The 12,102-nt window shown below is 75.7% G+C and carries 9 protein-coding genes; 8 read left to right on the forward strand and 1 reads right to left on the reverse strand.

What is annotated here, in order from left to right:
* Nucleotides 1-26: 26 nt before the first annotated feature.
* The 7 genes from B7P34_RS22005 to B7P34_RS22035 all read left to right on the forward strand — a co-directional run bounded on the left by B7P34_RS22005 (nucleotide 27) and on the right by B7P34_RS22035 (nucleotide 9,619).
* A complete protein-coding gene (locus B7P34_RS22005) occupies nucleotides 27-2,252 on the forward strand; it encodes a CHAT domain-containing WD40 repeat protein (protein WP_106679028.1) in 2,226 nt (741 codons plus the stop codon).
* Between the two features lie 162 nt (nucleotides 2,253-2,414).
* A complete protein-coding gene (locus B7P34_RS22010; RefSeq protein WP_146166892.1) occupies nucleotides 2,415-3,944 on the forward strand; it encodes a hypothetical protein in 1,530 nt (509 codons plus the stop codon).
* Between the two features lie 58 nt (nucleotides 3,945-4,002).
* Nucleotides 4,003-5,400: a CoA transferase gene (locus B7P34_RS22015; protein ID WP_106679032.1), complete on the forward strand. Its 1,398-nt coding sequence runs from the start codon at nucleotides 4,003-4,005 to the stop codon at nucleotides 5,398-5,400.
* Nucleotides 5,401-5,441: 41 nt separating this feature from the next.
* Nucleotides 5,442-5,984 carry a GNAT family N-acetyltransferase gene (locus B7P34_RS22020; protein ID WP_106679034.1) on the forward strand — a complete coding sequence of 181 codons (543 nt, stop codon included), beginning with the start codon at nucleotides 5,442-5,444 and terminating at the stop codon, nucleotides 5,982-5,984.
* A gap of 37 nt (nucleotides 5,985-6,021) precedes the next feature.
* On the forward strand, nucleotides 6,022-8,037 hold the full coding sequence (locus tag B7P34_RS22025) for a DUF5107 domain-containing protein (protein ID WP_106679036.1): 2,016 nt from the start codon (nucleotides 6,022-6,024) through the stop codon (nucleotides 8,035-8,037).
* 127 nt (nucleotides 8,038-8,164) lie between these two features.
* Nucleotides 8,165-8,746: a TetR/AcrR family transcriptional regulator gene (locus tag B7P34_RS22030; RefSeq protein WP_106679038.1), complete on the forward strand. Its 582-nt coding sequence runs from the start codon at nucleotides 8,165-8,167 to the stop codon at nucleotides 8,744-8,746.
* Between the two features lie 111 nt (nucleotides 8,747-8,857).
* Nucleotides 8,858-9,619, forward strand: coding sequence for an SDR family NAD(P)-dependent oxidoreductase (locus B7P34_RS22035; RefSeq protein ID WP_106679040.1), 762 nt, complete (start codon nucleotides 8,858-8,860; stop codon nucleotides 9,617-9,619).
* On the opposite strand, the gene B7P34_RS22040 is transcribed toward B7P34_RS22035, so the two are convergent.
* Nucleotides 9,609-10,991, reverse strand: coding sequence for an amino acid permease (locus B7P34_RS22040; protein WP_189382957.1), 1,383 nt, complete (start codon nucleotides 10,989-10,991; stop codon nucleotides 9,609-9,611). The genes B7P34_RS22035 and B7P34_RS22040 overlap by 11 nt on opposite strands.
* A 351-nt stretch (nucleotides 10,992-11,342) precedes the next feature.
* Here B7P34_RS22040 and B7P34_RS22045 point away from each other — a divergent pair.
* A partial coding sequence (locus B7P34_RS22045) for a pyridoxal phosphate-dependent aminotransferase (RefSeq protein ID WP_146166893.1) occupies nucleotides 11,343-12,102 on the forward strand: 760 nt, incomplete at its 3' end.

Here is a 12,102-nt window from a genome sequence, read left to right on the forward strand (position 1 = left end):
TTCCGCCGGACCTCCCGGGAGTCGTGATGCCCGCCGCCGACTTCGTCCTGGAGATCAGCGGCGGGCCGGGCGGGCGGTACGCGGTGACGGTCTCCTCGCCCGCCGGCGAGGGGACCGCCTCGGTCGCCCTGGACCCCGGCGCCGTCGGCGCCCGCCTCGCCGACCTCCAACGGGCCGTCCTCGCTTCCTCGGTGACGCCGCGCGCGGCCGCCCTCGGCCTGGAGCGGCCCGTGCGCGACGTGGGGGAGCAGCTCTTCCGCACCGTCTTCGACGGGCGCCTGCGCGCCCTCTACCTCGCCAGCCGCCAGCGCGCCGCCGAACACGACCAGGCGCTCCGCGTGGTCCTGCGCCTCCGCGCGCCCGAACTCGCCGCCCTGCCCTGGGAACTCCTCCACGACGAGGACCTCGGCGGCTACCTGTGCCTGCGCCAGCCCCTCGTCCGCTACGTCGATCTGCCCGAGCCGCTCGCCCCGCTGCGCTCCGCACCGCCCCTCAAGGTCCTCGGCATGACCGCGCTGCCCCGCTCGCTCGCGCCCCTGGGCGCCGAGAGCGAGCGCGCCGCCCTCGCGGTCGCGCTGCGCCCGCTGACCGAGCGCGGGCTCGTCGACCTCGACTGGGTGGCCGGCCAGACCGCGGACGACCTCTCCCGCAGGCTCCTGCGCGGCTGCCACGTCCTGCACTTCATCGGGCACGGCGCCTACGACCCGCAGCGCCGCGAAGGCATGATCACGCTTGCCGACGCGGACGGGCGCGAGCACCACCTGCACGCCTCCGCCCTCGCCTCGCTCCTCAGCGTCGCCCGGCCCAGGCCCCAGCTGGTGATCCTCAACAGCTGCCAGAGCGGCATGGGCAACGCCGAGGACCTCTTCTCCAGCACCGCGGCCGTCCTGGTGCGCACCGTGCCGGCGGTCGTCGCCATGCAGTTCGCCGTCACCGACAAGGCGGCCACCCGCTTCGCCGCGTCCTTCTACCAGGCGCTGGCCGGGGGCCGCACCGTCGACGAGGCCGTACGGGTCGGGCGGATCGCCCTCGTCGTCGACAAGGACGACAGCCTGGAGTGGGCGACCCCGGTCCTCTACCTGCGCGGCGGGGACGCCCGTCTCTTCGACATGCCCGAGCTGACGGCGGAGGCGGGGCCGGCCGTGCCGCAGCCTCCACAGCCCGAACCGCCCCCTGAGCCGTCCCCCGAGCCGTCCCCCGGGTCGTCCGGCGTTCCGCCGAGGCCGTCCTGGGACCCGGCTCCGGGCGGGCCCGGTGCGCCCGGAGGCCCGGGCACGTACGGAGGCTCGGCGTACGGAGACCCGGGCGCGTACGGCAGACCCGGCGGGCCCGGCGGAGGCACGCCCGGCGCGGCCGGTCCGCCCGGCCCCGGCATCACCTCGCGCGTCCTCAACGCCCGCCAATGGGTGCACGCCCTCGCCGCCCACCCCGACGGCAGGCGGCTCGCCACCGGATCCCGCAACCGCATCAGGGTCTGGGACGCCCTGACCGGCAACCGGATCTGGGAGCAGACCGTGGGCGGCTGGCTCTCGTCCGTCTTCGCCGCCGCCTTCAGCCCCGGCGGCCGCCGCCTCGTCACCGGAGGCGCCGACAACACCGTCCGCATCTGGGCGGCCTCCGACGGCGAGGAACTGCTGCGCCTGCGCCACGACCACGTGGTCTTCGGCGTCGCCTTCAGCCCCGACGGGTTCCGCGTGGCCTCGGCCTCCGCCGACCGCACCGTCCGGCTCTGGGACTCCACCGGCGGCGACCCCATGCTGCGCATCACGCACGACCAGGTCGTCACCGACGTCGCCTTCAGTCCCGAGGGCGCCCGGCTCGCCTCCGCCTCGGCCGACCGGTCGGTGCACGTCTGGTCGCTCGGCGGGGACGCCCTGCTGCGCCTGCGCCACGACCACCCGGTCAAGGCCGTCGGCTTCAGCCCCGACGGCGGCCGGCTGGTGACCGCGGGCGACGACGGCTGCGTCCGGGTGTGGGACGCGGGCAGCGGGCACCAGCGCCTGCTGGTCCGGCACGGGGCCGCTGTGAGGGACGTGGCCTTCAGCCCCGACGGCCGGTGGCTCGCCACGGCCTCCGCCGACCGCACGGCCGGCCTGTGGTCCGCGGACGACGGCGGCCGCGTGCTGCGGGTGCAGCACCACGACACGGTCTACTGCGTCGCCTTCGGCCCGGACGGCACGTGGCTGGCCAGCGGCAGCGAGGACAAGACGGTCAAGCTGACGCCCGTGCCGGCGCTGCACCACAGCCGGTGAGCCCGGAGTTCCCCCTGGTGCCGGTCCGGGCTCCCGTGCGCTCCGCGAACACCCCGGACGCCCTCGCCCGGTGGATGTCACGCAGGTCCGGACCGCAGGCACTCTGAAGCTCGCCCGGCACGCGCACGAGGCGGCAACAGGACGCGGGCAGAGGGGGCTTCCGTGCCTGAAGGGATCACTGTCAGCATCGAACCGTACCGGGAGAGGACGGTGGCGGACCCGTCCCTCGCCGGCCTGACGGACCTCTCCGCCGTCCGCGAGCGCCTCACCGGATCCCGGCTGGAAGTCGCCGACTTCCGGTTCCTGGACCGGGAACCGGGACCCGACGCGCCGTTCCGGGCCGTCGTCCACGACCCGGACGCCTACCGCTCCGTCGAGGTCACCGGCCGGCTCGGCGACCTGGCCGGCGCGGCCGCGCGTGCCGTGCAGTTCCGGCCCCTGCCGGGCCGGGAGGAGTTCGAGCGCGCGGTCGAAGCGGTCCGCGGCCACGCCGAGTTCGGACCGCTGCTGGCGGCCGGCGGCGCCACCGCGTACCGCCCCATGCCGCCGCTCGCCGACGTCACCAACGGCGACGGCACGGTGGACCGCGTCGTCACCGTCGGCCTCCGCACCCCGGAGGACGCCGTCAAGCACCGCATCATCGGGGTCCGCGCGAAGGACGGCACGGTGGTGCGCGACCCCGAGGGCGTGCCCGCCCCCTCGGCCCGCGACTGCGTGACCACCCCGGCCGCGGACAACTGCCCCAGTCCGGCGGGCGGTCCGCGGGCCGTCCGGGTCCGGGTGCGCCGCGGGACCACCGAACTCTGGGATCTGGTGGTCAACCGGCCCGCGACCTCCTCCGGCTCCTACGGCTCCGGCGTGGAGCTGCGCTTCGTCGCCCACAAGGGGGAACGCGTCCTCTACCAGGCCCACGCGCCGATCCTGAACGTGCGGTACGCGGGCGACAGGTGCGGCCCCTACCGCGACTGGGAGAAAGAGGAGGTCTGCTTCAACGCGACCGGTTCCGAGCCTGCGGGCCCGGGGTACCGCCTGTGCACCTCGGCGCCGCGCACGATCCTCGACACCGGCAACGACCAGGGCGACTTCCGCGGCGTCGCCTTCTTCCACACCGGCTCCGAGCTCCGCATCCTCAGCGAGCTCGCGGCCGGCTGGTACCGCTACGTCACCGAGTGGCGGCTCGCCGACGACGGGGCGATCCGCCCGCGCTTCGGCTTCGGCGCCGTCACCAACCCCTGCACCTGCCTCTCCCACACGCACCACGTCTACTGGCGGCTGGACCCGGACGTCGGCGGCACGACCGCCAACAGGGTCGACGAGTTCAACGACGGCGCGGGCTGGACGCCCATCCGCCGGGAGACGCAGCGCACCCGCGACCCCGCCCGCCACCGGCAGTGGCGCGTCGTCGCACCGGCGAGCGGGCGCGGCTACGGCATCGTCCCCGGCGCGGGCGACGGCACGGCCGACGCCTACGGCGTGGCCGACCTGTGGGTGCTGCGGTACCGCGGCGCCGCGGAGATCGACGACCCGCGCGGCTTCGACACCCGCGCCCACATCGGCGACTTCGTCAACGGCGAGTCCGTGGACGGGCAGGACCTCGTCGTCTGGTACGGGGCCCACTTTCTCCACGACCAGTCCGGCCCCAGGCCGCCCTCGCACTTCGTCGGCCCGGAACTCCGCCCGCTCATCGTGTGATCCACGACCGGTTCCCGCGCACTGGCCGCAACGCGGCACCCGGTGCCACACTGCGGAGATGATCGATCACGTACGCGGGGCGACGGATCAGGCGTGGGCCGCGCTGGGCGGGGACCCCGCCCTCACCGGGGCCGTCACGTGCGGCGGCCCCGGCGGCACGCTGCCCTCCCGGCTTCCCGTCCGCGAACTGGCCCGGGCCACGGTCGCCGTGGCCTCCCTCGCCGCGGCCGAGCTCGCCGCCGCCCGGCGCGGCGGCGGGCTGCTCCCGGCCGTGCGGGTGGACGACGGCGCCGTCGCCACCGCCTTCGTCAGCGAACGCCACCTGCGCCTCGACGGCCGCGCGGGCGCCACCTTCGCGCCCCTGTCCCGCTTCTGGCGCACCCGCGACGGCTGGATCCGCACGCACGCCAACTACCCGCACCACCGCGCCCGGCTGACCGAGGCGCTCGGCCTGCCCCGTACGGACGACGAGGCAGCCCTCGTCGACCGGACCGCCGCCGAACTCGCCCTGCGCGACGCCGAGGAGATCCAGGAGACCGTCAACGCGGCCGGAGGGCTGGCCGTCGCCGTGCGCACCCCCGCCGAGTGGGCCGCCCACCCGCAGGGCGAGGCCGTGGCCCGCCGCCCGCTGCTCACCCTGGAGCGCATCGCCGACGGCCCCGTGCGCACCCTGCCGGCGGACCCGGGAGCGCCCGCCGAGGGCCTGCGCGTGCTCGACCTCACCCGCGTCATCGCCGGTCCCGTCGCCACCCGCACCCTCGGGCTGCTCGGCGCGGACGTGCTCCGGCTCGACCCGCCCGGCCTCCCGGAGAGCCAGGACGCGCACAACGACACCGGGTTCGGCAAGCGTTCGGCCGTGCTCGACCTCGCGCGCCGCGCCGACCGGGCGGCCTTCGAGGACCTCCTCGCCCGCGCCGACGTCGTCGTGACCGGCTACCGGCCCGGCGCGCTCGACCGCCACGGCCTGGCCCCGGAGGCCTTGGCCGAGCGGCGACCCGGCCTGGTCGTCGGCCAGTTGAGCGCCTGGGGCACGGACGGGCCCTGGGGCGGGCGGCGCGGCTTCGACAGCCTCGTCCAGGCGGCCTGCGGCATAGCCGTCACCGAGGCCCGCCCCGACGGCACCCCCGGCGCCCTGCCCGCGCAGGCACTGGACCACGGCACCGGCTACCTCCTCGCGGCCGCCGTCCTGCGCGCCGTCACCGAACAGCGCACCACCGGCGGCACCCGCCTCGCCCGGCTCTCCCTCGCGCGGACGGCCCACTGGCTCACCCACGACCTGCCGCGCGACGACAGCGCACCTGGCGGCGCCTACGCGCCGGACGCGTGGCTCACCGAGGCCGCCGGGCCGCTCGGCCGCGTCCGCTACGCACTGCCGCCGGTGCACGTCGAGGGCGCGCCGCGCGACTGGGCGCGGACCCCCGCGCTCTGGGGCTCCGACGCGCCGGAGTGGCGTTGACGGCCCGCGGGGCCACCGGCCCCGGACCGTACGATGAAGCCGTGTCGGAACGGCTCGCCGAGGGCCCGCGCGTCGCGATCCGCCCCGTGACGCCCGGCGACGGCCCCGAGTTCACCCGCCTCGTGCGGGCCAGCGCGGATCTGCACCACCCGTGGCTGTCCATGCCCGCCACCGAGGAGGACTTCGCCGCGTACGCCGCCACGCTCGACGGCGAACAGCGCGTGGGCCTCCTCGTCTGCCTGCGCGAGACCGGCCGCGCCGCGGGCTTCGTCAACATCAACAACATCGTGCGCGGCCGCTTCCAGTGCGGCGCGCTCGGCTACGGCGCCTTCGCGCCGGCGGCGGGCCGCGGCCTCATGAGCGAGGGCCTCGCCCTCGTCCTGCGCCACGCCTTCGGCCCCCTCGGCCTGCACCGCCTGGAGGCGAACATCCAGCCGGGCAACGCCGCGTCGCTGGCCCTGGTCAAGCGCAACGGCTTCCGGCTGGAGGGCTTCTCCCCGGCGTTCCTCTTCATCGACGGGGCGTGGCGCGACCACGAACGCTGGGCGATCACCGCCGACATGCTGCCGGACCACCAGGACTGACCGTCAGGACCGACCACCAGGCTGGAGATAGGTTGCCGTGCCCACGACCATCCGACGTGCCGTACTGACCCTGCCCGCCGCCCCGCTCGGCGCGGAGAACCCCCTGCCGTCCCTGCGCACGGCCCGTGACGTCCACCGGCTCGACGCGGCACAGCGCAAGGGCCTGCCCGCCGACATGGCCCGCCAGACGGGCTACGAGCCGCTGCGTTCCGTGCTGCCGGCGCGCCGCCGCGACCACTACGGCCGCAAGCGCGTCCTCACCGACGTCGACGCGATCGTCGTCGAGAACGACCGGTTGCGCGCCACGGTCCTGCCCGGCCTCGGCGGGCGCGTCCACTCCCTCGAACACAAGCCGGCGGGCCGGCAGCTGCTCTACGCCAACCCCGTCCTGCAGCCCGCCCACTTCGCGCTCAACGGCGCCTGGTTCTCCGGCGGCATCGAGTGGAACATCGGCGCCACCGGCCACACCCCGCTGTCCGTGGCCCCGCTGCACGCCGCCCGCGTGCCCGCGCCCGGCGGCGGGGAGATGCTGCGCCTGTGGGAGTGGGAGCGGCTGCGCGACCTGCCGTTCCAGGTCGACCTGTGGCTGCCGGACGGCTCGGACTTCCTCTACGTGGGCGTGCGGATCCGCAACCCCCACCACCGGCCCGCGCCCGTCTACTGGTGGTCGAACATCGCCGTCCCCGAGGAGGAGGGCTCGCGCGTCCTCGCGCCCGCCGAGTCGGCCTGGCGGTTCGGCTACGAGCGCAGCCTGCGCAGGGTCGCGGTGCCGGAGTGGGAGGGCGCGGACCACACCTATCCGCTGAACAGCACGCACGCCGCCGACTTCTTCTACGACGTGCCCGGCGGGGAGCGCCGCTGGATCGCCTCGCTCGGCGCGGACGGCCACGGCCTCGTGCAGACCTCGACCGACGCGCTGCGCGGCCGGAAGCTCTTCGTCTGGGGGTCGGGCCGCGGCGGCCGCCGCTGGCAGGAGTGGCTCACGGAGCCCGGCACCGGCGGCTACGCCGAGATCCAGGCCGGGCTCGCCCGCACCCAGCTGGAGCACGTGCCGCTGGAGCCCGGCGGCGAGTTCGCGTGGCTGGAGGCGTACGGCCCGCTGGCCGCGGATCCCGCCGCCGTGCACGGCGGCGACTGGGCGGCCGCCCGCGGCGAGGCGGCGGCCCGGCTCGAAGCGGCCCTGCCCCGGGCCGAGGTGGACGCGGCGTACGCGGCGTGGCGCCCGTACGCCGACACCGAGCCGAAGGAGAGCCTGCACACGGGCTCCGGCTGGGGCGCGCTGGAAGCGGAGCGCGGGCACTACGACCTGCCCGGCACGCCCTTCCCCGTGGAGACGCTGGGGGAGGAGCAGGAGCCCTGGCTGAGGTTCCTGCGGACGGGCTCGCACCCGTCCCCGGACCGGACGCTGCCGCCCCCGCCCTCGCTGGTCTCGCCGCAGTGGCGCGAGCTGCTGGAGACGACGGACGGGGCCGACCTCTGCGGGGCGTACCACCTGGGGGTCGCCCGCTGGCACACGGGCGACCGCTCGCAGGCGGTCCGCGCCTGGGAGGGGGCGGAGCACCTGTGGTTCGTCAAGCGGTGCCTGGCCTACGCGGACGCCGAGGACGGCCACCCCGGGCGGGCCGCCGACCGCTATCTGGAGGCCGTCGAGGACGCCTGCGGCGAGCGGCGCGCCGGGGCCTCGTGGACCGCCGCCCTGGCCGGGCTCGGCGAGGAGGCGGTGGAGGCCCTGCTGGCCGCCGGGCGGGCGGGTGACGCCGAGGCGGTGCTGGACCGGCTGGGCCCCGGCATCGGCGAGCGCGGCCGCTTCCGGCTGCTCCGCGCGCGGGTGCTGCTCGCCCTGGGGGACGCGGCGGCCGCGCGCGAGGTCTTCGACCGGGGCTTCGAGGTGGAGGACCTGCGGGAGGGCGACGAGTCCCTCGGGGAGACCTGGTACGCGATCGAGGAGCGGCTGCTGGCGGGCGACGGGCCGGTCACGGCGGAGATCAAGGCCCGGGCCCGGGCGAAGGAGCTGCCCGCTTCGTACGACTTCAGGATGCGGCCGGCCCCGTAAGTCCGTCACCGAGTCCGTCGCCAAGTTCGTCTCCGCGCGCTCTCGCCACGCTGTCGCGCACCCCTGCCACGCTTTCTGGACCGGTCATTCTTGACCGATCATTCTCGAAAGGACTACCGTTCACCACGTGGCCAGGACCAAGGAATTCGATCCGGACGCCGCGCTCCAGTCGGCCCTCGAGCTGTTCTGGCAGCGCGGCTACGAGGCGACGTCGATGGCCGACCTCGTCGGCCGGCTGGGCATCGCCCGGGCGAGCCTCTACGCGACGTTCGGCAGCAAGCACGAGCTCTACCTCAAGGCGCTGGAGCGCTACGGCGAGCAGCGCGGCCCGGGCATCGCCGAGGAGCTCTCGCGCCCCGGCCCGGCCCTGCCGGCCGTGCGGGAGCTGGTGGTCCGCTTCGCGGAGGAGGCCGCCGGGGACGACCTGCGGCGCGGGTGCTTCGTCACCAACACCGCCGTCGAGCTGGCGCCGCACGACCCCGCCGCGGCCCGCAGCGTCGAGGACAGCTGGCTCGCCCTGGAACGGGCACTCGCTTCCGCGCTGACCCGGGCGGCGGACCAGGGCGAACTGCCCGCCGGCCGGGACCCCGTGGCGCTCGCGCGGATGCTGCTCGTCCTCATGCAGGGCATGCGGGTCGTCGGCAAGGCCGCGCCCGGGCCGGCCCGGCTGCGGGACGCCGCGGAACAGGCCCTCGCCCTGCTGGAGTGAACCGGAGGCCGGAGGTGACGGACTCCTGCTCCCTTTCCGGACCGCTGCCGCCGCCACGGCATCTCATGCACAGACATGCCTTTATCCGCAGCATCGCTTAGGAGTGCCGACATGACCGCACGCTTCACCGGCAAGACCGTCCTCGTCACCGGCGGCGGCACGGGAATCGGCCAGGCCATCGCCCTCGCCTTCGCCCGGGAGGGCGCGCGCGTCGTCGTCGCGGGCCGCAGGGAGGAGCCCCTGAAGGAGACGGTCGCCTACGTGGAGGCGGAGGGCGGCGAGGCCGTCGCCGTCACCGCGGACGTGACCCGCTCCGAGGACGTGCGGGCCCTCGTGGAGCAGACCGTGGCCCGCTTCGGCAGCCTCGACGTCGCCGTCAACAACGTGGGTCTGGCCGTGCCGCCGGCCAAGGTCGCGGACGTGCCCGAGGAGGACTGGGACCGGATCGTCGAGACCAACCTCAAGGGCGTCTGGCTGTCCATGAAGCACGAGATCGGGCACATGCGCGCCCACGGCGGCGGCGCCATCGTGAACATCGCGTCCAACGTCGGCGCGCACCGCAGGAAGCCCGGGTTCGGCGCGTACACGGCCACGAAGGCGGCCGTCTCCGCCCTGACCCGCAACGCCGCCCTGGACCACATCGGCGAGGGGGTGCGGATCAACGCCGTCAGCCCCGGGCCCGTCGAGACCCCGATGTCCTCCCGCCCCGGCGAGTCCTCGCTGGACAAGGCCGAGCGGATGCGCCGCGAGGTGCCCGCCGGCCGGGCGGGCACCCCCGACGAGATCGCGGCCGCCGTGCTGCACCTCGCCTCGGACGAGGCCGGCTACACCGTCGGCGCCGACCTCGTCCTCGACGGCGGCGTCACCGCGTGACGGCCGCCTCCTCCTGAACCGGCTCGGCCTGCTCCGCCGCGGGGGCCTGCGCCTCCGCCGCGGGGCGGCGGGCCGTCAGCCACACGTACACGAGGATGCCCGCGAAGAGGAACAGCACGCCCTGGTAGACGGCCGCGTACCCGGCGCCCGCGACCAGCCAGAAGGAGAAGGCGAAGGCGCCCAGCGCGAGCACCATGTCGCGCACGAAGCGGCCCGTGCGGACCTTGTCGCGCCGCCCCGTCAGCAGGAAGTACACCTGCGCGGCCGCGGCCAGCAGGTACGGGACCGTCGCCGAGAACGTCGTGATGAGGACGAGGATCTCGAAGACCCCGCCCACGCCCGAGGTGTAGTTGACGACGGTCAGGCCCGTGGCGAGGACCGCGGCGGCGAGCACGCCGAACGTCGGCACGCCGCGCTTCTTCTTCCCGAACGCGGCCGGGAACAGCCCGTCCTTCGCGGCGGCGTACGGGGCCTGGGCGCTCATCAGCGTCCAGCCGTTGAGGGCGCCCACGATGGAGATCACGGCGCAGGCGGCGATCAGCATGCCGCCCCAGTGGCCGCCGAACATCACGTCGACCGCGTCGGAGAACGGGGCCGTCGACTCGACCAGCTTGTCGTGCCGGACGGTGCCGAACACCGAGACCGTGCCCAGCAGGTAGACCAGCGCCGCGCCCACGGTGCCCAGGACGCTCGCGCGCCCCACGTTGCGCTCCGGGTCGCGCACCTCGCCCGCGCTCATGGCGGCGGACTCCACGCCCACGTACGAGTAGAGCAGGATCGCGGCCGACGCCGTCAGCCCGCCGGTCCAGTTGCCGTCGGCCGTCGTGAACGAGCCGAGGTTGTCCGGGTCGAAGAAGAACAGGCCGACCACCGCGACGAACAGCAGCGGCACGAACTTCATCACCGTGGAGATCATCTGGACGGCGCCCACCCAGCGCGTACCGGCCAGGTTCGCGAGCGCCGGCAGCCACAGCATGGCCAGCGCCATGGCCAGGTCCCCCGCCATGGAGCCCTTGCCGGTCATGACGTGCAGATAGCCGACGCCGGCGACCGCGAGGGCCGCGTTGCTCACCCACGTCATGGTCCAGAACGACCACGCGGACAGGAAGCCGGCGAAGTCGCCGAAGGCCTCGCGCGCGTACACGTACGGGCCGCCGGTGCGCGGATGGCGCTGCGCGAGCCGGCCGAAGACGAGCGCGAGGGCGATGGCGCCGATGGTGAGGACGCCGAACGCCAGCAGGCTGACCGTGCCGAAGGGGGCGACGGACGCGGGCAGCAGGAAGATGCCGCCGCCGATGATGTTGCCCATGACCAGGGCAGTGGCGGTCGGGAGGCCGAAACGGCGGGTGTGCGTGCCGTCGGTGTCGTGCATGAGGGGGTGTGCCTCTCGGTCCAGCGGGCAGGTTCGCCAGGATGTGCGACACGACATGGTGACCGGAGCTGGGCAGTCCGCAAAATCCTTTGTTTTTGTCCCGCCTCCCCCGCCCGGCGGCCGCAAAACCGGCTGCGATCGGGCTCCCCGGCAGTGATTCGTCCACCCGTGGTCATCCGGGCCCCGTCCGGCGTCCTCCCGTCATCCGGCCGCCGTCACCCGGCCGCCCGTGTCGCCCCGCCCCGCACCCCGCGATCTGCCAAGGTGGACGGGGGCGGCAGCGGGCGGCCCCGGTGCCGGACAGGTGCTGCCGCCCGGTGCGGACGGCGCGGCGGTCGGAGGTACGGACGGATGCAGCCCAGCTTTCCCGCGCTCCCGGCCGGAACCGTGCCCGAGCGCGGGCTGCCCGTCCTGCCGGAGCTCGCCGAGCGCCTTGCGCGGGCCGCCCGGGACAGCGCGCCCGAACCGCTCGGCGGCGGGGACGCCCTGCGCGCCGCCGCCTGCGGCTACTGGGCCCGGCGCGGCCTGCCCACCGCCCCCGAGCACGTCCTCGCCGCCCCCGGCGCACAACCCCTGCTGCTCGCGGTCCTCGCGGGCGCCGGCGGCGACGTCCTCCTCACCCGCCCCTGCGCCGCCTGGTACCCGCCGCTCGCCCGGATCGCCGGGCGCCCCACCTACCACGTGCCGGTGCCCGCCGAGTGCGGAGGCGTGCCCGACCCCTTCGCCCTGCTGGAGACCGTGCGCCGGATCCGCGCCGAGGGCGGCAGGCCCCGCGTCCTCGTCCTGTCGCCCGCCGACGACCCCACCGGCTCGGTCACCCCGCCGGAGCTGCTCCACGAGGTGTGCGAGGCGGCCGTCGCGGAGGAGCTGACGATCGTCAGCGACGAGACCTGGCGCGACATGCGCCACGACCCCGGCGGCACGGTCTTCCTCGGCCCCGCCGAGATGTGGCCCGACCACGTCGTCGTCCTCACCGACCTGGCCGGCGGCCTCTTCCCCACCGCCTGGCCCGCCGCCGCGGCCCGCTTCCCCGCCCGGGGCCGCGGCCCCGTCCTGCGCGCCCGCGTCACCACGGCCCTGGCCGCCGTACGGGCCGAGCTGACCCCGCCGG

Origin of the sequence: Streptosporangium nondiastaticum (assembly GCF_003011965.1) — a bacterium.
Lineage (GTDB): Bacteria > Actinomycetota > Actinomycetes > Streptomycetales > Streptomycetaceae > Streptomyces > Streptomyces nondiastaticus.

Excerpts from the sequence above, each read along its gene's own strand:
- B7P34_RS22005 (WP_106679028.1), top strand. The coding sequence starts at position 27 with ATGCCCGCCGCCGACTTCGTCCTGGAGATCAGCGGCGGGCCGGGCGGG.
- B7P34_RS22015 (WP_106679032.1), top strand. The coding sequence starts at position 4,003 with ATGATCGATCACGTACGCGGGGCGACGGATCAGGCGTGGGCCGCGCTG.
- B7P34_RS22035 (WP_106679040.1), top strand. The coding sequence starts at position 8,858 with ATGACCGCACGCTTCACCGGCAAGACCGTCCTCGTCACCGGCGGCGGC.
- B7P34_RS22040 (WP_189382957.1), bottom strand. The coding sequence starts at position 10,991 with ATGCACGACACCGACGGCACGCACACCCGCCGTTTCGGCCTCCCGACC.